The 19,881-nt window shown below is 60.7% G+C and carries 19 protein-coding genes; 5 read left to right on the forward strand and 14 right to left on the reverse strand.

Annotation, left to right across the window (positions count from 1 at the left end; genetic code table 11):
* Positions 1–50: 50 nt before the first annotated feature.
* The 11 genes from M0808_RS12420 to M0808_RS12470 form a co-directional block, all read right to left on the reverse strand.
* On the reverse strand, positions 51–1,340 hold the full coding sequence (locus M0808_RS12420; RefSeq protein ID WP_003221122.1) for an adenylosuccinate synthase: 1,290 nt from the start codon (positions 1,338–1,340) through the stop codon (positions 51–53).
* 54 nt (positions 1,341–1,394) lie between these two features.
* Positions 1,395–2,582, reverse strand: coding sequence for an ATP phosphoribosyltransferase regulatory subunit (locus M0808_RS12425; RefSeq protein WP_047600701.1), 1,188 nt, complete (start codon positions 2,580–2,582; stop codon positions 1,395–1,397).
* Positions 2,583–2,895: 313 nt separating this feature from the next.
* Positions 2,896–3,765, reverse strand: a complete 870-nt coding sequence (hflC, locus tag M0808_RS12430; protein WP_027611416.1) for a protease modulator HflC — start codon at positions 3,763–3,765, stop codon at positions 2,896–2,898.
* Entirely contained in the window at positions 3,765–4,940 is a 1,176-nt protein-coding gene (gene hflK / locus M0808_RS12435) for an FtsH protease activity modulator HflK (protein WP_007967435.1), read from the reverse strand. Before hflK ends, hflC begins: the two co-directional genes overlap by 1 nt.
* A gap of 96 nt (positions 4,941–5,036) precedes the next feature.
* The gene (gene hflX / locus M0808_RS12440; RefSeq protein WP_003221114.1) at positions 5,037–6,338 is read right to left on the reverse strand and encodes a ribosome rescue GTPase HflX; all 1,302 of its coding nucleotides are present in this window, start codon (positions 6,336–6,338) and stop codon (positions 5,037–5,039) included.
* Between the two features lie 12 nt (positions 6,339–6,350).
* Positions 6,351–6,611, reverse strand: coding sequence for an RNA chaperone Hfq (gene hfq, locus M0808_RS12445; RefSeq protein ID WP_003221112.1), 261 nt, complete (start codon positions 6,609–6,611; stop codon positions 6,351–6,353).
* A gap of 94 nt (positions 6,612–6,705) precedes the next feature.
* Positions 6,706–7,677 carry a tRNA (adenosine(37)-N6)-dimethylallyltransferase MiaA gene (gene miaA, locus M0808_RS12450; RefSeq protein WP_027611415.1) on the reverse strand — a complete coding sequence of 324 codons (972 nt, stop codon included), beginning with the start codon at positions 7,675–7,677 and terminating at the stop codon, positions 6,706–6,708.
* Complete coding sequence (gene mutL, locus M0808_RS12455) at positions 7,677–9,575, reverse strand: DNA mismatch repair endonuclease MutL (RefSeq protein WP_247841337.1); 1,899 nt, start codon at positions 9,573–9,575, stop codon at positions 7,677–7,679. The genes miaA and mutL overlap by 1 nt, the downstream gene beginning before the upstream one ends.
* Before the next feature lie 5 nt (positions 9,576–9,580).
* Entirely contained in the window at positions 9,581–11,008 is a 1,428-nt protein-coding gene (locus M0808_RS12460; RefSeq protein WP_247841339.1) for an N-acetylmuramoyl-L-alanine amidase, read from the reverse strand.
* 3 nt (positions 11,009–11,011) lie between these two features.
* Positions 11,012–11,482 (reverse strand): tRNA (adenosine(37)-N6)-threonylcarbamoyltransferase complex ATPase subunit type 1 TsaE, encoded by a 471-nt coding sequence (gene tsaE, locus M0808_RS12465; RefSeq protein WP_098966932.1) that lies wholly within the window; start codon positions 11,480–11,482, stop codon positions 11,012–11,014.
* A complete protein-coding gene (locus M0808_RS12470) occupies positions 11,470–12,969 on the reverse strand; it encodes an NAD(P)H-hydrate dehydratase (protein ID WP_247841279.1) in 1,500 nt (499 codons plus the stop codon). Before M0808_RS12470 ends, tsaE begins: the two co-directional genes overlap by 13 nt.
* 63 nt (positions 12,970–13,032) lie before the next feature.
* Between M0808_RS12470 and queG the strand changes: the two genes are divergently transcribed.
* Positions 13,033–14,103 (forward strand): tRNA epoxyqueuosine(34) reductase QueG, encoded by a 1,071-nt coding sequence (queG, locus tag M0808_RS12475; RefSeq protein WP_097089863.1) that lies wholly within the window; start codon positions 13,033–13,035, stop codon positions 14,101–14,103.
* Positions 14,104–14,105: 2 nt separating this feature from the next.
* On the opposite strand, the gene M0808_RS12480 is transcribed toward queG, so the two are convergent.
* The 3 genes from M0808_RS12480 to orn all read right to left on the reverse strand — a co-directional run bounded on the left by M0808_RS12480 (position 14,106) and on the right by orn (position 16,665).
* Positions 14,106–15,152: a Fic family protein gene (locus M0808_RS12480; protein WP_247841281.1), complete on the reverse strand. Its 1,047-nt coding sequence runs from the start codon at positions 15,150–15,152 to the stop codon at positions 14,106–14,108.
* A 154-nt stretch (positions 15,153–15,306) separates the two neighbouring features.
* On the reverse strand, positions 15,307–15,918 hold the full coding sequence (locus M0808_RS12485) for a trimeric intracellular cation channel family protein (RefSeq protein WP_003221099.1): 612 nt from the start codon (positions 15,916–15,918) through the stop codon (positions 15,307–15,309).
* 204 nt (positions 15,919–16,122) lie between these two features.
* Entirely contained in the window at positions 16,123–16,665 is a 543-nt protein-coding gene (orn, locus tag M0808_RS12490) for an oligoribonuclease (RefSeq protein WP_003221098.1), read from the reverse strand.
* A gap of 107 nt (positions 16,666–16,772) precedes the next feature.
* On the opposite strand from orn, the gene rsgA reads away from it, so the two are divergent.
* From rsgA to M0808_RS12510, 4 genes are all read left to right on the forward strand, one after another.
* Positions 16,773–17,804, forward strand: a complete 1,032-nt coding sequence (rsgA, locus tag M0808_RS12495; protein WP_003221096.1) for a small ribosomal subunit biogenesis GTPase RsgA — start codon at positions 16,773–16,775, stop codon at positions 17,802–17,804.
* A 212-nt stretch (positions 17,805–18,016) separates the two neighbouring features.
* Positions 18,017–18,424: a TIR domain-containing protein gene (locus M0808_RS12500; RefSeq protein ID WP_103368233.1), complete on the forward strand. Its 408-nt coding sequence runs from the start codon at positions 18,017–18,019 to the stop codon at positions 18,422–18,424.
* A 2-nt stretch (positions 18,425–18,426) separates the two neighbouring features.
* Positions 18,427–19,386, forward strand: coding sequence for a caspase family protein (locus tag M0808_RS12505; RefSeq protein ID WP_098966926.1), 960 nt, complete (start codon positions 18,427–18,429; stop codon positions 19,384–19,386).
* Positions 19,386–19,871, forward strand: a complete 486-nt coding sequence (locus M0808_RS12510) for a toll/interleukin-1 receptor domain-containing protein (protein WP_027611406.1) — start codon at positions 19,386–19,388, stop codon at positions 19,869–19,871. Before M0808_RS12505 ends, M0808_RS12510 begins: the two co-directional genes overlap by 1 nt.
* Positions 19,872–19,881: the final 10 nt, after the last annotated feature.

Here is a 19,881-nt window from a genome sequence, read left to right on the forward strand (position 1 = left end):
ACGACAAAGGCCCCGATTAAGGGGCCTTTGTTTTTTACATCAACGACTTATCAAGCGAACGGATGACGCAGAACGATGGTTTCGTTGCGGTCCGGGCCCGTCGAAATAATGTCGATCGGCGCGCCGATCAGCTCTTCAACGCGTTTGATGTAGGCACGAGCATTAGCTGGCAGCTCTTCCAGGGTTTTGGCACCCACGGTCGATTCGGTCCAGCCCGGCACTTCTTCGTACACAGGCTGCAGGCCCACGTAGCTGTCAGCGTCGGTCGGCGCCACGGCATTGCCTTGCGCGTCCTTGTAGCCGGTGCAGATGTTGATGGTTTCCAGACCGTCGAGTACGTCCAGCTTGGTCAGGCAGATGCCCGAGATGCTGTTCACATCGATCGCGCGACGCAGGATGACGGCGTCGAACCAGCCGCAACGACGGGCACGGCCGGTAGTCGCGCCGAACTCGTGACCTTGCTTGGCCAGGTGCGCACCCACGTCGTCGAACAGCTCAGTCGGAAATGGACCCGAACCGACGCGAGTGGTGTAAGCCTTGGTGATGCCCAGGATGTAGTCGAGGAACATCGGGCCAACGCCCGAACCGGTCGCCACGCCACCTGCGGTGGTGTTGGAACTGGTCACGTACGGGTAGGTACCGTGGTCGATGTCGAGCAACGAACCCTGAGCGCCTTCGAACATGATGTCTTTGCCGGCGCGACGCAGGTCGTGCAGCTCGGCAGTCACGTCGAGCATCAGCGGCTTGAGCAGCTCGGCGTATTCCTTGCACTCGGCCAGAGTCTTTTCGAACTCGATGGCCGGCTCTTTGTAGTAACCGACCAGCATGAAGTTGTGGTAATCCACCAGTTCACGCAGCTTGTCTTCGAAGCGCGGCATGTTCAGCAGGTCGCCCACGCGCAGGCCACGACGTGCAACCTTGTCTTCGTAAGCCGGGCCGATGCCGCGACCGGTGGTACCGATCTTCAGCTCGCCACGGGCTTTTTCACGGGCCTGGTCCAGCGCCACGTGGAAGGACAGAATCAGCGGGCAGGACGGGCTGATACGCAGACGCTCGCGCACCGGTACGCCTTTCTCTTCCAGCTTGGTGATCTCACGCAGCAGGGCGTCAGGTGCAACCACCACGCCGTTGCCGATCAGGCACTGCACGCCTTCGCGCAGCACGCCCGACGGGATCAGGTGCAAGACGGTTTTCTCGCCGTCGATCACCAGGGTGTGGCCAGCGTTGTGGCCACCTTGGTAGCGCACTACGGCGGCAGCATGTTCGGTCAGCAGATCAACGATCTTGCCTTTGCCCTCATCACCCCATTGGGTGCCCAGGACTACGACATTCTTACCCATAACACTTGTCCTCATTCGCGCAAACTTGGTGCCGGCGATGGCCGGCAGGAAAACTCAAGAAGCCAGTGGCGATACTTGCCAAAGCCCGTTCTGCTGAATCAATTGCCGGTCGCAGTCCGCATCACGGGCGGCGGCCAAAGGTTGTCCAGGCAATGCCTGAACGACACGCTGACCCTCACTGCGCAACTGGCAAACCTGCTGCCAGAGTGCCGCATCCGTACTGTCAGGCATCCAGATACCGCCAGACGGTAGCTCGATCTCAGCACGCCCCAGGGTCACCAGGGTTTTCAAATCGGTAGAGAAGCCGGTCGCCGGACGGGCACGACCGAAGTCGGCGCCGATGTCGTCGTAACGACCGCCCTGAGCGATGGACTGACCCACGCCCGGGACAAACACCGCGAACACCACACCCGTGTGGTAGTGGTAGCCGCGCAGCTCGCCCAGGTCGAAGTACAGCGGCAACTCCGGGAAACGCGTCGCCAGACGATCGGCGATCTCCAGCAAATCTTCCAGCGCCGCCAGAACCGGCGCCGGTGCATTGGCCAGACGCTCACGGGCCGCACTCAGTACTTCACGGCCGCCACACAGATCGACCAGCGCCCGCAGCATGCCGGACAGATCGGCCGGCAGGCCTTCGGTCAAGGTAATGACCTCGTCGATGGCCTTGCGTTGCAACGCATCGAACAACTGCTGCTCGACTTCACCGGACAGACCGGCGGCACGCGCCAGACCACGGTAGATGCCGACATGGCCAAGGTCCATGTGTACATCCGGCACATCGGCCAGTTGCAGCATGGCCAGCATCAGGCTGATGACTTCAACGTCGCTGCTCGGGCTGGCGTCGCCGTACAGCTCGGCACCCAACTGGATCGGGCTGCGCGAGGACGACAGTGCACGCGGCTGGGCATGCAGCACGCTGCCGGCGTAGCACAGACGGCTCGGACCTTCGCGACGCAGGGTGTGCGCATCGATGCGCGCCACTTGCGGCGTGATGTCGGCACGGAACCCCATCTGCCGACCCGACTGGGGGTCGATGACCTTGAAGGTACGCAGATCCAGGTCCTGGCCCGCACCGGTCAGCAGGGATTCCAGGTACTCGATATGGGGAGTCACGACAAACTCGTAACCCCAGCTCTGGAACAGATCCAACACCTGACGACGCGCGACTTCAATGCGCGCCGCTTCCGGTGGCAGTACTTCTTCGATGCCATCTGGCAGCAGCCAGCGGTCTACCGTTGCCATTACGCCATTCCCCTTTGATCCGGGCGGCCAGCCTGCGGGCGAGCCTTGAGTGAAGCAGAAAATGACCGATCCGTTCAAAACGCACGCGCATGAACGACGCGGCGAAAGGCCTGTTACCGGCTTCGCCCATCACTTTCCTCGAAAAACGCTCGGGCCATTCAACCCGATGCCTGCAACAAAAAACAGCAATCAAACGTGCAGACGCAAAAAAGCCGGGAATTTCCCGGCTGCCGCATCATACACACGTTTTCCCAAAGGATCACCCCGCCCGAGGTTTTAGCCGCCGGGCGGAATGATTCAGGTCAACGTCGTATCAAGGCTTGGACTTTTCCAGGTAACGGAAGAAGTCGCTGCTTGGGTCGAGAACCATGACGTCGGATTTGTTCGCGAAGCTTTCACGGTAGGCACGCAGGCTACGGTAGAAACCGTAGAACTCCTGATCCTGACCGTAGGCCTTGGAGTAGATCGCAGCGGCCTGGGCATCGCCGTCACCGCGAATCTCTTCGGATTCACGATAGGCTTCAGCCAGCAGCACGCGGCGTTGACGGTCGGCGTCGGCACGGATGCCTTCGGCCAGCTCGTTACCCTTGGCGCGGTGCTCGCGAGCTTCACGCTCACGCTCGGTGCTCATACGTTCGAACACGCTGCGGTTCACTTCTTTCGGCAGATCGATGGCCTTGACCCGGACATCGACGACTTCGATACCCAGCTCTTTTTCCGCCATCTTATTCAGCGACGCGGTGATGTCAGCCATCAGCGCATCACGCTCACCCGACACCACTTCGTGCAGGGTGCGCTTGCCGAACTGGTCACGCAGACCGGATTCCAGACGACGGGACAGACGCTCGTCGGCGATCTGCTTGAGGCCGGAAGTCGCGGTGTAGAAGCGCTCGGCATCTTTCACGCGCCACTTGGCGTAGGCATCGACCATCACGGCTTTCTTTTCCAGGGTCAGGAAGCGCTGTGTCGGTGCATCCAGCGTCATCAGACGTGCGTCGAATTTACGCACCTGGTTAACGTAAGGCACTTTCACATGCAGGCCCGGCTGGACATCGGCCTGAACCACACGACCGAATTGCAGCAGCACCGCGCGCTCGGTCTGAGCCACGATATAGAAGCAGTTCCAGCCCACCAGCACCACGACAACGCCAACGATCAGGGCGATCAGCGATTTATTGCTCATCAGCGGGTCTCCCTTGTACGTGTCTGCGGCAGGTCAGTGACATGCGGCGCGACGTCCGTGTTGTTGCTGGCGGCAGCCGAACCGGTAACCGGTGCATTGCTGCCCGAACTGTTCTGGATCATTTTGTCCAACGGCAGGTAAAGCAGGTTGCTCTGGCCGTTCTTGTTGCCGGTCACGAGTACCTTGCTGGTATTGCTGAAGACTTCCTGCATGGTGTCCAGATACAGACGCTGGCGGGTGACTTCAGGGGCCTTGCGATACTCGGCGACCAGTTTGGTAAAGCGATCCGCCTCACCCTTGGCGCGCGAAACCGTTTCGTCGCGGTAACCGTTGGCATCCTCGAGGATACGCTGGGCCTGACCACGGGCTTCCGGCACGACGCCGTTGGCGTAGGTTTCCGCCTGGTTGCGCGAACGCTGCTCGTCTTCACGGGCGCGGATCACGTCGTCGAAGGCTTCCTGCACTTCACGCGGTGCCGCTGCGCTCTGTACGTTGACCTGGGTGACGGTGATACCGGTGCGATAGGTATCGAGGAAACGTTGCAGACGCTCCTTGATTTCGCTGGCCATCAATTCACGACCTTCGGTCAGCACCTGATCCATGGCGGTCGAACCCACCACGTGGCGCAGGGCGCTGTCGGTCGCATGCTGCAGACTGATTTCCGGCTGATCGACGTTCAGCACGAAGTCCTGCAGGTTGCTGATCTTGTACTGCACGGTCAGCGGCACTTCGACGATGTTCTCGTCTTCGGTCAGCATCTGGCCCTGCTTGGTGTAGGCACGCTCACGCGTGACGTTCTCCATGTACTTCTTGTCGATCGGCGGGAAATAGATGTTCAGGCCCGGGCCGACAGTCTCGTAGTACTTGCCGAAGCGCAGCACCACGGCTTGCTCCTGCTCGTCGACCACATAGACCGCGCTGTACAGCCAGACAGCCGCCAGCACCACGAGGCCGATGCCGAGCAGACCGCCGAAGCCGCCACCACTCCTGCCCGAACCACCGCCGTCATCACCACCGCGTTTCTTACCACCACCGAACAACCCGTTCAGGCTTTCCTGCAGCTTTCGGAAGGCCTCGTCGAGATCCGGTGGCCCCTTGCGGTCGCCGTTATTGCGGCGCTTGCCACCCCAAGGATCCTGATTATTCGAGTTGCCACCCGGCTCATTCCAAGCCATAGCGCTCTCCATCTGATAAAGCAAAGACGCACCCACGGCGCGCCGACCAATGCTACAGAATGCCTGCCGTTGCGGCACAACCGCTTTGCCAGGCTTTTATTGCAAAGTGTGTTGCTCGATGAATTCCATCGGCTGCAATCCTTCGCGGCTTACCAGTCGATTCAACTCGACCCGGGGCAAACGAACGGCCAGCAGGCAGATGCCTTCTTCGTCATGCTCTTCTTTCTGTACCGCACCGAGTTCGAAGAACTGCGCACGCAGTCGAGCGAACCGTTGCGGCAAGCGCAATGTCCCCACAAACAAATCACTGCCCAGCAACTCGGCAATGGCTTGCTCAAGCAATTCCAGCCCCGTGCCATCGCGCGCCGACAGCCAGACCCGCTGCGGTTTGCCATCGGCATCGCGCTGGATCTGTGGCTCAACGCCTTCAAGCAAATCGAGTTTGTTGTATACCTCGAGGATCGGCAAGTCCTGGGCTCCGATCTCGCCCAGTACCACCATCACCTGCTCGATCTGCAACATGCGATCCGGTTCGGCCGCATCGATCACGTGCAACAGCAGGTCGGAGTTGCTCGACTCTTCGAGCGTAGACCGAAATGCTTCGACCAGCTTGTGCGGCAAGTGTCGAATGAACCCTACCGTGTCCGCCAGAACGATCGGCCCCAGGTCGTCCAGTTCCAGACGGCGCAGGGTTGGGTCGAGGGTGGCGAACAACTGGTCGGCCGCGTACACCTCGGACTTGGTCACGTTATTGAACAGCGTGGATTTGCCGGCGTTGGTATAGCCCACCAGAGACACGGTAGGGATATCCGCACGGGAACGGCCGCGGCGCGATTGCTCGCGCTGGCTGCGCACTTTTTCCAGACGACCCTTGATCTGACGCAGACGAACCCGCAGCAGACGCCGGTCGGTTTCGAGCTGGGTTTCACCCGGGCCACGCATGCCGATACCGCCACCCTGACGCTCAAGGTGAGTCCAGCCGCGAACCAGGCGGGTGCTCATGTGATCAAGCTGGGCCAGTTCTACCTGGAGCTTGCCTTCATGGGTACGGGCGCGCTGAGCGAAGATATCGAGAATCAGGCCGGTACGGTCGATCACGCGACACTCGAAAACACGTTCGAGGTTACGTTCCTGACTGGGCGTGAGAATGTGATTGAAAATCACCAGATCGGCCTTTTCGGCATGGACCAGGTCGCGTAATTCCTCGACCTTGCCGCTGCCAATCAGGAATTTGGCGGTTGGCCGATGACGCGGTACGTTAAAAAACGCAACGGTCTCGGCGCCCGCCGAATTAGCCAATTCCTGAAACTCCTGCGGATCTTCGCGCGCCTCAGGGTCCTGACCTTCCAAGTGAACGAGGATGACTCGCTCACCACCACCGTGGCGCTCAAAGAACAAAGGAGACTCCTATCAGGCGTTACCTGGCTCAGCGTCACCTGCATCGGATTCGGTTGCGCTAGGCAGACGAATTGGACGTACTGGCACGACTGTCGAGATAGCGTGTTTGTAAACCATCTGGCTGACGGTGTTTTTCAGCAGGATAACGAACTGGTCGAACGACTCGATCGTGCCTTGCAGTTTGATACCGTTGACCAGGTAGATGGAAACCCCAACTTTCTCTTTACGTAAAGTATTCAAGTAAGGGTCTTGTAGCGAATGCCCTTTTGACATGTGCCGCACTCCTTTAAGGATTCAATAATAAAAATAGGTAATTCAGATGGCTTTGGCCGCCACACCCCCAAGGATAGACGGCAATTGCAAGGACTCAGCTCAATATGGAGATGGTCCCAAGGTATTTCAAGGCGCGTGGCAGATTGTCGCAATCAAGACTGTCCAGCCAGTGCAGTTCTTCCCAGCTGCGCAGCCAGGTGAACTGGCGCTTGGCCAATTGACGCGTGGCAATGATGCCGCGTTCCTGCATTTCAGCTAACGACAGCTTGCCATCCAGGTAGTCCCAGACTTGGCGGTAGCCTACCGCACGTATAGACGGCAACCCGGAATGCAGGTCACTTCTTTTACGCAGGGCTACGACCTCGTCGATGAACCCCTGTTCCAGCATATTTGTGAATCTTTGTTTAATGCGCTCATGCAGTACCTGGCGATTTGCCGGAGCAATGGCCAAGTTCGCGACAGTATAGGGCAATTGTTGCCGTCCCGAAGCGGCTGCTTCAGTACTTTGCGCAGATTGTTGCTGACGCAGGGCAGTCATGCTCTGACCGCTGACCCGATAAACCTCCAGCGCCCGACTCAGGCGCTGCGGATCGTTCGGATGAATGCGTGCCGCCGACACCGGATCGATGATCGCCAGCTGATCGTGCAGGGCTTGCCAGCCAAGGCGTGCAGCCTCTTCTTCGATCTGCGCACGGACCTCGGGATCCGCCGCCGGCATGTCCGCCAGGCCATCAACCAACGCCTTGTAATAGAGCATGGTGCCGCCAACCAGCAGCGGAATTTTCCCGCGTGCGGTGATTTCAGCCATGGCTTGCAGGGCATCGCGGCGGAAATCCGCAGCCGAATAGGCTTCAGCCGGATCGAGAATGTCGATCAATCGGTGCGGAAACTCGGCCAGCAGTTCTTTCGATGGCTTGGCGGTACCGATGTCCATGCCGCGATAGACCAGCGCCGAGTCGACGCTGATCAGCTCGCACGGCAGCACCTTGGTCAGCTCGATGGCCAGGTCGGTCTTGCCCGCAGCGGTCGGGCCCATCAGGAAAATCGCTGGAGGAAGCTGGCTCATCAACGACCGCGCAGGAACAGTTTGTCCAGATCGTCCAGGCCCAGTTGGGTCCAGGTCGGTCGGCCATGGTTGCATTGTCCACTGCGCTCGGTGTTTTCCATGTCGCGCAGCAGGCCGTTCATTTCCGGCAGGGCCAGGCGCCGGTTGGCGCGGATCGCGCCGTGGCAGGCCATGGTCCCGAGCAGTTCGTTCAGGTGCGCCTGAATCCGGTCGCTGGTGCCGTATTCCATCAGGTCCGACAGCACGTCACCCACCAGCCGATTGGCCTCGGCCTGCTTGAGCAGCGCCGGAATCTGGCGGATCGCCAATGTTTCCGGGCCCAGACGCTGCAGCTCGAAGCCCAGTTTCTGGAACCATGCAGCGTGTTCTTCAGCGCAATCGGCCTCTCGCTGACTGACCGCCAGCGACTCCGGCACCAGCAGCGGCTGGCCGCTGAGGCCTTCGCTGGCCATGGCGATTTTCAGGCGTTCGTACATGATCCGCTCGTGCGCGGCATGCATGTCCACCAGCACCAAACCCTGAGCATTCTCGGAGAGAATGTAGATGCCCTTGAGCTGCGCCAGCGCGTAACCGAGCGGCGGAATGTCTTCCTGGCCGACTGGCAGCGCGTTGGCATTCGCTTCCGGCAACGGTGCGAAGAACTCGCGGTAAGCAGCTTGTGCCTCGGCGGCCGGCACAGCCGACTGCGGACGCGGCGTGTACTGATACTGATAAGCGCCGCCAGCGCTGGCGCCCGACGAAGTATTGAACGCCGGTTGCGCCTGCGGCTGTTCCAGCAGCGCGTTGGCCGCCAGACGCATTTCGCCCTGCGGGCCGAATTCACCGGCCTCGATACCGGTTGGACGCACCACGGCTGTGGTGACAGAGCCGGCCAGCTGATCTTCCGGACGCACATCACCCAAGGCGCGGTGCAACGTGCCATAAAGGAAGTCATGCACCATGCGCCCGTCACGGAAGCGCACTTCGTGCTTGGTCGGGTGCACGTTGACGTCCACCGCCGCCGGATCGACTTCGAAAAACAGCGCGAAGGTCGGATGACGACCGTTGAACAGCACATCGCGATAAGCCTGACGCACCGCGTGGGCCACCAGTTTGTCGCGTACCGCACGGCCGTTTACGAAGAAATACTGCAAGTCCGCCTGGCTGCGGTTGAAGGTCGGCAACCCGACCCAGCCCCACAAGTGCAGGCCATTGCGCTCGATCTCGATCGGCAGCGCCTGCTCGAGGAAGCCCGAACCGCAGATCGCCGCCACACGCCGAGCGCGGGCTGCATCATCGTGGGCCTCGTGCAGGCTGAGGATGGTCTTGCCGTTGTGGCGCAGATGGAAGGCCACGTCGAAACGCGCCAGCGCCAGACGCTTGATCACTTCTTGCAGGTGATCGAATTCGGTTTTTTCGGTCTTGAGAAACTTGCGCCGCGCCGGCGTATTGAAAAACAGGTCGCGCACTTCCACCGAGGTACCGACCGGATGCGCCGCCGGCTGCACCCGAGGCGCCATGTCGCGACCTTCGGTTTCAACCTGCCAGGCCTGATCGGCGTCGCGGGTGCGCGAGGTCAGGGTCAGGCGCGCCACAGAGCTGATCGACGCCAGCGCCTCACCACGGAAGCCCAGGCTCATCACCTGCTCGAGGTCTTCGAGATTGCGAATCTTGCTGGTGGCGTGACGGGCCAGGGCCAGCGGCAGGTCATCGGCGGAAATGCCGCTGCCGTCGTCACGCACCCGCAGCAGCTTGACGCCACCCTGCTCGACATCGACATCGATGCGCTTGGCACCGGAGTCGAGACTGTTTTCCAGCAACTCCTTGATCACCGAAGCCGGGCGCTCGACCACCTCGCCGGCGGCGATCTGGTTCGCCAGCCGCGGGCTGAGCAGTTCGATGCGTGCGGCGTTCAACACCTGATTCATTCTTTGGACGCCAGTTCGGTGCCGGGAATGGTCAGATGCTGGCCGATCTTCAGCTCATCGCTGCTGAGGTTGTTGGCACTGCGCAGCGTCGCGGGGGACACCTGATAACGCACGGCGATCATCGCCAGCGTCTCGCCCGGGCTCACGCGGTGATCGCGTGGGCCTTGGGCGATCTTGCCGGAGTCACGCAGCCAAGCGATGTAGGTGCCCGGTGGCGGATTCTGCTGGAAGAACTGGCGCACGCCGCTGCTGATCGAACGCGCCAGCGCCTGCTGGTGGCTTGAAGCCGATAGTTTGTTCGCCTCGTTGGCGTTGGAGATGAATCCGGTTTCGACGAGGATCGACGGGATGTCCGGCGACTTCAGCACCATGAACCCGGCCTGCTCCACGCGCTGTTTGTGCAACGGAGTCACGCGGCCAATGTTGGTCAGGACTTTCTGGCCGACGTTGAGGCTGGAAGTCAGCGACGCGGTCATCGACAGGTCGAGCAACACGCCGGCGAGCATGCGGTCCTTGTCGTCGAGGCTGACGTTGCCGGCACCACCAATCAGGTCAGAACGGTTTTCGCTGTCGGCCAGCCAACGGGCGGTCTCGGATGTCGCGCCGCGATCGGACAGGGCAAACACCGAGGCACCGAAGGCTGCCGCAGACGGCGCAGCGTCGGCGTGGATCGAAACGAACAGGTCGGCGCCCTTCTTGCGGGCAATTTCGGTACGGCCGCGCAACGGGATGAAGTAGTCGCCGGTACGGGTCAGTTCGGCGCGGAAACCTTTCATGCCGTTGACCTGACGCTGCAGCTCGCGGGCGATCTGCAGCACCACGTCTTTCTCACGCTGGCCGCGCGAGCCGGACGCACCCGGGTCTTCGCCGCCGTGACCGGCGTCGATCACCACAATGATGTCGCGCTTGCCAGCCGGGGCCGGTGGCAACTTGATCGCCGGTTCAGGCGGTGTCACAGGCACTGCCGGCACGGTGGCGACCGATGGCGTTGGCGCAGGCGGCGGCGCGGCATCGGCCGGGTTGTCGAACAGGTCGACCACCAGACGGTTGCCATATTGCGCGTTCGGCGCCAGCGAGAAACTTTTCGGGGTGACGGCTTTTTTCAGGTCGATGACCACTCGCAGGTCGGTCGGCGTACGCTGGGCCGAGCGCATCGCGGTGATCGGCGTGTTAGCAGTCGAGACCTTTAACGGCGCCCCCAGGGTGGCGCCATTGATGTCGATCACCAGCCGATCCGGTGCGGTCAGGGTGAAGACGCTGTGCTGCACCGGACCGCTCAGGTCGAAGACCAGTCGCGTGTTGTCCGGCGCCCGCCACAGGCGCACGCTGTTGACCTTTGTCTCGGCCACAGCGTTGACGGTTACTGCCATCAACATCAGTCCAACGGCAGCCACCAACGCGCGAAAGCGCATACCTAACCCCATCATTTAATTGGATTCCAATGCCAAAGCGGCACACCAGGCCTCGCCACGCGAGCCCTGGGATAAAATTTTCAGCGAACGCCCGCTGTCTTGCGGGCTAATGGTAATGGTCAGGTCAGGCTTTGGCAAAAAGCCTGCACCTTTATCGGGCCACTCGATCAGGCACAGGGCATCGTCTTCGAAATAGTCGCGGATGCCGAGAAACTCCAGCTCCTCCGGATCGACCAGGCGATACAGGTCGAAGTGGAAGGCGCGCACATCACCGATCTCGTAGGGTTCGACCAAGGTGAAGGTCGGACTTTTTACCGCGCCGACATGCCCCAGCCCACGAATGATGCCCCGCGACAGGGTGGTTTTGCCCATGCCCAGATTGCCTTCCAGGAAAATCAGGCCGTGGCCCTGGGTAATGCGGGCGATCCGTGCGCCAAAGTCGCTCATGGCCTGTTCATCGGCCAGGTACAGGGTTACTTCAGACACGGTGCATGCTCCTCCAACAACTGACGAATGACTGGAATCAGATCACTGGCCGCCAGTCCACGGCCGAATTTACCTTGTTGCGCGCCGGCATTGGCGTGCAGCCAGACGGCCAGGCACGCGGCATCGAAGCCATCCATGCCTTGGGCCAACAACGCGCCAGTCAAGCCGGCGAGTACGTCGCCCAGGCCGGCGGTGGCCATGGCCGGATGGCCTTGATGACACAGCGCCAGACGCCCATCGGGGTGGGCGATCAGGCTGCCGGCGCCTTTGAGCACGACGACGGCCGAGTATTTTTTGCTCAACGCCCGCGCGGCGGCCGGACGATCTGCCTGCACCTCGGCAGTGCTGATCCCTAACAGGCGCGCCGCCTCGCCCGGATGCGGGGTGATCACGCATTCCTTGGGCAGACTGACAAATCCGCTCGCCAGCAGATTCAATGCGTCGGCGTCCCAAACCTGTGGCAGCGGCGCATTGGCGGCAGCGGACAACAGTGCCCGCCCCCAACTCGCCTGTCCGAGTCCCGGACCAACCACCAGCACCGAAACCTTTTCCAGCAGCCCCATCAACTGATTGGCCGACGACGTGCCGAGGGCCATGACTTCCGGGATTCGCGTCAGCGCTGCCGGGACATGCTCCGGACGGGTCGCCAGCGACACCATGCCCGCGCCGCTGCGCAAGGCCGTTTCGCTACTTAGCAGAATCGCCCCGCCAAAACCCTGATCGCCACCGATCAGCAGCAAATGCCCGAAGCGCCCTTTGTGTGCAGCGGGCGCACGCGGGGCCAATCGTGGAAGATTAGCCGCCGAGAGACGCAGAGCGCTGACAGGAATGTCACGGTAAATGTCGGCGGCGGCTTGCAGATCGTTAAACACCAACGCCCCGACCTGATCCGCCGCCACCCCGGTGAACAGGCCGAGCTTCAAGCCGATGAAAGTCACGGTAAGGTCAGCGTGAACCGCAACGCCGAGGACATGTCCAGTATCGGCAGACAATCCGGAAGGAATATCCACCGCCACCACCGGCAGGCCACTGGCATTGATCGCCTTGATTGCAGCGGCATACGGTTCACGGACATCGCCGGCCAGCCCGGTGCCGAGCAAGGCATCGACAATCACCCCGCGCAGCTCGCTTTGCGCGGTCCAACCCTGCACGGCGACGCCATCGCTGATGGCCTGCGCATAAGCCTGTGCTGCATCGCCCTGCAAACGTTGCGGATCACCGACGGCCAGCACCCGCACCGCCCACCCGGCCCGGTGCGCCAGCGCGGCGATCAGAAAACCATCACCGGCGTTGTTGCCATGCCCGGCAAGCACAGTCATTTCGCTCGCCGACGGCCATTGCCGCACCAATGCACGCCAAGTCGCGTGCGCGGCGCGCTGCATCAATTCGAAGCCCGGCGTGCCCGCAGCGATCAGCCGCGCATCGAGTGCTCGCACCTGTGCGGCGCCATACAGCGCGTCGGGTAATTGATCTTTCGTGTGCGGCATGCGTCTTCGGGCTCCGATGTCTGGCAGAATTATACGCACCTCAGCTCCGGTTTCTCTCGCCTCATGTCCGCCATCACCACAGATCTGCCCGCCCTCGCCCAATCGATCAAGGATTGGGGGCGCGAGCTGGGCTTCCAGCAAGTCGGCATCAGCGGTCTGGACCTGGCCGAGCATGAGCAGCACCTGGAGCGCTGGCTCGCCGCCGGCTACCACGGCGAAATGGATTACATGGGCGCCCACGGCAGTAAACGCTCGCATCCGGAGCAACTGGTTCCGGGTACGTTACGCGTGGTTTCGCTGCGCATGGACTACCTGCCCGGCGACACGCAAATGGCGCAAATGCTCGCGCAACCGGAGAAAGCCTACGTTTCGCGTTATGCCTTGGGCCGCGATTACCACAAATTGATCCGTAAACGTGTGCAGCAATTGGCTGACAGGATTCAATCCGAGATCGGCCCGTTCGGTTTTCGCGCCTTCGTCGATAGCGCCCCGGTGCTGGAAAAAGCCATCGCCGAGCAGGCCGGACTGGGCTGGATCGGCAAAAACACCTTGGTACTGAACCGCAAGGCCGGCAGCTATTTCTTCCTGAGCGAACTGTTCGTCGATCTGCCGCTGCCGGTGGACGAACCGCACAGCAGCGAACATTGCGGGCGCTGCACCGCGTGCCTGGACATCTGCCCGACCAACGCTTTCGTCGGCCCCTATGTGCTGGACGCCCGGCGCTGCATCTCGTACCTGACCATCGAACTGAAAAACGCCATCCCCGAAGACCTGCGCCCACTGATCGGCAACCGCGTATTCGGCTGCGACGACTGCCAGATCGTCTGCCCGTGGAACCGCTTCGCCAAGCCATCCGGGGAAAGCGATTTCAAGCCACGGCACAACCTGGACAACGCCGAACTGGCGGAGCTGTTCATGTGGGACGAGGACAAATTTCTCAGCAGCACCGAGGGTTCGCCGCTGCGCCGCGCCGGTTACGAGCGCTGGCTGCGCAATCTGGCCGTGGGCCTGGGCAACGCGCCGTCGAGCATTCCTGTGCTGGAAGCCTTGAAGGCGCGCCGTGACTACCCATCAGAGCTGGTGCGTGAACACGTCGAGTGGGCGCTAAAACAGCACGCTGAACGCCGTAATTGAGGCTATGCCGGCTTTCTCCACTTGGCTGTGCGCCCCTTACCTGTCGGCTCAATCAGCCCTTCTGCTTTCAGTGATCGTAAAACCAGGCGCACTGTATCGCGACTGACTCCCGGACAGGACTCTTCAATTTCCGAGATGGAAAAAGGGAGGACTCGCTTCAAGGCTTCGTCTCTGATTCGGTCGCTTTTACCACCTCGACGCTTCTCAATCGTACCCACTCGCTCTTCGAACTCTTTGTACGCTCTAAGCAATGCCCCCCAAAAATAATCCATCCATGGCCGAACATCATGCGTGCCCTCGTGCCATCCCTGAGAACTCAGTTCGAGTGTTGCGTAATAGCCCTCCTTTGACTCCTCGAATATCCGTTCAAGACTGATAAATCGCCCGACTCGGTAATCAAATTGATAGAGCAGCAGCAATGTCAGCAGACGAGCGACGCGACCATTTCCGTCAGAGAAGGGGTGTATGCAAAGGAAGTCGAGGACCGTAAGCGGCACTAAAACCAAAGGGTCAGCCAGATTCAATGCCAGCGCCCGGTGGTAATGCCCCAGGGTTTCAGTCACCGCAATAGGGGTCATATGAGCAGGAACAGGTTGGAAGCGAATCCGCGATGAACCATCGGCATGACGCTCGATGATGTCGTTGCTCATCGCCTTCCATTCACCACCATCCTGAGGTAGATAGCGGTAAAGAAGACTGTGTAATTGTCTAAGAACACCTTCGGAAAATGGCATCCCATCGGCAGATTCATGGATGAGTGACAGTGCGTCCCGATAGCCAGCAATTTCCTGTTCGGATCGGCTCTTGGGATCAGTGTTTTTGCTCATCAGTGACTTCAGCCGCGCTGGCGCGACAGTTACACCCTCCAGTCGGTTAGATGACTCCGTGGATTCGATTACGGCTATCTGCGTAAGCCCTTGGAGGACCTGCGGCGATTGAGCAACGAACAGTTGTTGCTTACCCCGAAACTCTCCCAATGCACGAAGCGTCGCAATCTGAAGACCGTCGAAGCGCAAGGCGTCAAGAAATTCCGGGGTGAGTGAGTGCATGATTCAGGCAGCCGTCTAAATGAGGTAAAAAGACTTAAATAGGGTATTTCATGACAAAATACCCCTTTTAGGCTTTATTTTTTACCCTATTTAGAGGCGCAGCATCTATTCAACATTCCCGACAGAATATTTCCACGCGCCCGCCAGCGTGACGTCAAGGTGCGTCGTTATAAACGAACTTGGGCATTTCCCAGTGGAAACGAATGGCCAGCAACCGCAACAGAAAACCGCCGAACAGGGTAATCAGAATCGCCTGCTCGCTCGGCACATTCAGGTACAGGCAGAGCATGTAGCACCACGCGGCGGCGAACGAGACGCTGGCGTACAGTTCGCGGCGGAAGATCAGCGGGATGTCGTTGCAGAAGATGTCGCGCAGGATGCCGCCGAAGACGCCGGTGATCACACCGCTGACCGAGGCCACCAGCATGCCGTGGCCCATTTCCAGCGCGGTCATGCAGCCGATCAGGGTAAACGCCACCAGACCGACCGCATCGAGCACCAGAAACAGTGAGCGCAGATGACGCATCCAGCGTGCGGTGAATACAGTGAGCATCGCGGCGGCCGAGGTCAGCACCAGGTATTCCGGGTGCTTGACCCACGTCAGCGGATAGTGCCCGAGCAATACGTCACGTACCGAACCGCCGCCCAGCGCCGTGACGCAGGCGATCAGCACCACCCCGAACCAGTCCATGCCGCGCCGCCCGGCAGACAGCGCGCCAGTCATGGCTTCAGCGGTAATGGCGATCAGATAGAGCATCAGCAACATGGCGGCGGTCCTGGCAGGAAGGCGCGCAGTCTAGCCATTTCAGCGCCGCACCAGAAGGGGGCGCGCTCCGGGATGCATTTCTGGCTTGAATCTTACGGGACTCTGACGCCCTCTTCGCGAGCAAGCCCGCTCCCACAGGGGGAACGCATTCCAAATTGTGGGAGCGGGCTTGCTCGCGAAGACGTCAGGGCAGACACCCCTCAATCAGAACTTGATGAAATGCTTGCGATAGTGCTGCAACTCGGCGATCGACTCGCGGATGTCGTCCAGCGCCAGGTGAGTGCTGCCCTTCTTGAAGCTGTCGCGCACGTCCGGTGCCCAGCGTGCAGCCAGCTCTTTGAGCGTCGACACGTCGAGGTTGCGGTAGTGGAAGTAGCTTTCCAGCGCCTTCATGTGGGTATAAAGGAAGCGACGATCCTGGCAGATGCTGTTGCCGCAGATCGGCGACTTGCCCTTCGGTACCCATTTCTCGAGGAAAGCGATGGTTTCGGCCTCGGCCTCGGCCATGCTGATACGGCTGTCACGCACGCGCTGGGTCAGGCCCGAGTTGCCGTGGGTGCGGGTGTTCCACTCGTCCATGCGGGCGAGCACTTCGTCACTGTGGTGAATGGCGATCACCGGGCCTTCGGCCAGGGTGTTCAGGTCACTGTCGGTGACGATGGTGGCCATTTCGATGATGACGTCGTTTTCCGGATCCAGACCGGTCATTTCCAGGTCGATCCAGATCAGGTTCTGCGGGTTTTGCATATTCGGACTCCTAGGCAATGCTGCGCAGTTTAGCCTAGGCCGATGCCCGGGCGTGCTAAACTCGCGGCCGTTTTACCTAATCGCTGCATTCTTCAGACGGAACACCCATGGCCAAACGCCAACTCAATCGTCGTCAAAACTGGCGCATCGAAAAGATTCAAGGCGAGCGCGCCGCCCGCGCCGCCAAACGCGAGTCCTCGGCGGTCGAAGCCCTCGAGGGCGGCGATCTGGGCCCTGAGCAACACGGCCTGGTGATCGCCCACTTCGGTGTGCAGGTCGAAGTCGAGGCCGTGGACGGCGAACAGGCCGGTCAGGTTTTCCGTTGCCACTTGCGCGCCAACCTTCCGGCGCTGGTGACCGGTGATCGGGTGGTCTGGCGCGCCGGCAACCAGGGCATCGGGGTGATCGTCGCGCAACTGCCGCGCAGCACCGAACTCTGCCGCCCGGACAGCCGTGGCCAGCTCAAGCCGGTCGCCGCCAACGTCGACATGATCGTCATCGTCTTCGCACCGCTGCCCGAGCCGCATGCCAACCTGATCGACCGCTACCTGGTCGCTGCCGAACACGCCGGCATCCGCCCGTTGCTGTTGCTGAACAAGTTCGACCTGATCGACGAGCAGAACGCCCCGGCACTCAACGCCCTGCTGGCGGTGTATCGCACGCTGGGTTATCCGGTGCTGGAAGTCTCGGCGCATCACGGCAATGGCATGGAACAGTTGCAGAAGCAGCTCGACGGGCGCATCAGCGTGTTCGTCGGCCAGTCCGGCGTCGGCAAGTCGTCGCTGGTCAACAGCCTGCTGCCGGAAGTCGAAACCCGTGTCGGCCCGTTGTCGGAGCTGTCCGGTCAGGGCACGCACACCACGACCACCGCACGCCTGTTCCACTTCCCGGGCGGCGGCGAGTTGATCGACTCCCCGGGTATCCGTGAGTTCGGTCTGGGCCACGTCAGCCGCGCCGACGTCGAAGCCGGTTTCATCGAGTTCAACGACCTGCTCGGCACTTGCCGCTTCCGCGACTGCAAACACGATCGCGAACCCGGTTGCGCACTGCTCAAGGCCCTGGAAGACGGCCGCGTGCAGCAGCAGCGGATGAACAGCTACCGCTCGATCATCGCCAGCCTGCCGGAAAACGGCTACTAAACATCTGCACCGGCAGCCTCTCGCCCGAGGGCTGCCGGATGTCGGACCGCGCCTGACAAATCCTCGATTCCGTTAAACGTCAGACTCTTCTGACAGACTCGTTCACACCTGTTTGCAGGACATTTCTCTTTCACCGCCCAGCCCTTGTAGGCTCGCGTCAGATGCCTAGATTGGGGTCCTCCTTCGCACCTTCGCGACCTTCGAGGAACCCCATGCAGACCTACCATTTGTTCATCAGCCATTCGTGGAACTACGCCCACGCTCACGACAATCTGGTACGCCTGCTCGGCGCCAGACCGGATTTCAGTTTCAAGAATTTTTCCGTGCCGCCGCACAACCCGATCATGGGCGCGCAGACCGACAAGCAACTCGAAGAAGCCATCGAGAACAAGATTCGCCCGTGCTCGGCGGTGCTGATCATGGCCGGGATGTATTCGACTTACAGCAAGTGGATCAACAAGGAAATCGAGATCGCCAAGCGCATGGGCAAAGTGATCATCGCGATCAAGCCGTTCGGCGCCGAGCGTATTTCCAGCGTCGTGCGTGACGCGGCGCACGCCGAGTGCGCGTGGAACACCAACAGCATCATTGGTGCGATCCGTCAGCACACGGCGGTGTAACCATGCGCAAGGGACTGTTTATCGGCATCAACCACTACGACCACGTCTCGCCCTTGAGCGGCTGTAACAACGACGCCATGGCCATGGCGTCGGTGCTGGAGCGTCATGCCAACGGGCGACCGAACTTCAGCAGCAAAGTGCTGACTTCAGCCGAAGAAAAACTCACGCTCAGCCACATGAAACAGCAGATCCAGAGCCTGTTTTCAGGCGACTGTGACGTGGCACTGCTGTACTTCGCCGGCCATGGTCAGTTCGACACCAGCATCGACGAAGGACTCCTGATTCCCCAGGACTATCAGCCTGGCGGAGACGGGATCCGCATCAGCGACATTCTGGAGTGGGCAGACAAGGCCCCGCACATCAAGAACAAAATCATCATTCTCGATTGCTGCCAGGCCGGCGCAGCAGGCGCCATGCGCAATCTGCGTGGCGGCAGCAGTGTGATCGGCGAAGGCGTGACCATTCTCACGGCCTGCAAAAAAGAACAGTACGCCCTGGAAAGTCGCGGTCATGGCGTCTTCACGGATCTGTTGCTGCAAGCGCTGCACGGTGGCGCTGCCAACGTACTCGGCAAGGTCACCCCCGGTAGCGTTTACTCGTTTGTCGACAATGCGCTGGGCGCCTGGGAACAGCGTCCGGTATTCAAGACCAATGTCTCGCAGTTCGTACCGCTGCGCGAGGTCGCGCCGCTGATTGCCGAGGAAACCCTGCGCAAACTCAAGGACTGGTTCCCGGAGCCGAGCTTCGTTTTCAGACTCGATCCCAGCTACGAGCCCACCGAAGCGCTGTTCGACCCCGAGCACGGCGACATTTTCAAGCAACTGCAAATGTGCAATCGCCACAGCCTGATCGAACCGGTGGATGCCGAGCACATGTACTACGCCGCCATTCACTCCACTGGCTGCCGCCTCACGGCGCTCGGCGCCTATTACCGTGAACTCGCCCTCAAAGGACACTTCTGATGCCCGTATTCATCAGCTACCGCCACATGGATCGCCCGCAGGCCATGGCGATCAATGCGCAATTGATGCAGGCCAACATCAAGACCTACCTCGACGTACTCGATCCGGAGTCGCAGACCACCGACGACATCACCGGGGTGATCACCCGCAACATCACCGAATGCACACACCTGCTCGCGGTGGTTTCAGAGAAAACCGCTCTGTCGTGGTGGGTGCCGTTCGAAATCGGCGAAGCGACCATCAGCAACCGCCGGATCTGCTCGTTCCGCACCGGGCCGGCAAAGCTGCCGGAGTATCTGGACAAGTGGCCGAAGCTGAGCACGGCCAGTGATCTGAATTTCTTCATCGATGCCTATCGTGAAGAAGTATCGAGCAAGCGCTCGATGACGCTGGATTCGAGCAACGAATCCTTCAGCGGCACCTATAAGCGCAACGCCGATCTTTTCCATGAACAACTGAAGAACCGGATTCGGCGCGGTTTCTGAGGCCAATCGA

Origin of the sequence: Pseudomonas sp. MWU12-3103b, from assembly GCF_023100615.1 — a bacterium.
GTDB lineage: Bacteria > Pseudomonadota > Gammaproteobacteria > Pseudomonadales > Pseudomonadaceae > Aquipseudomonas > Aquipseudomonas putida_A.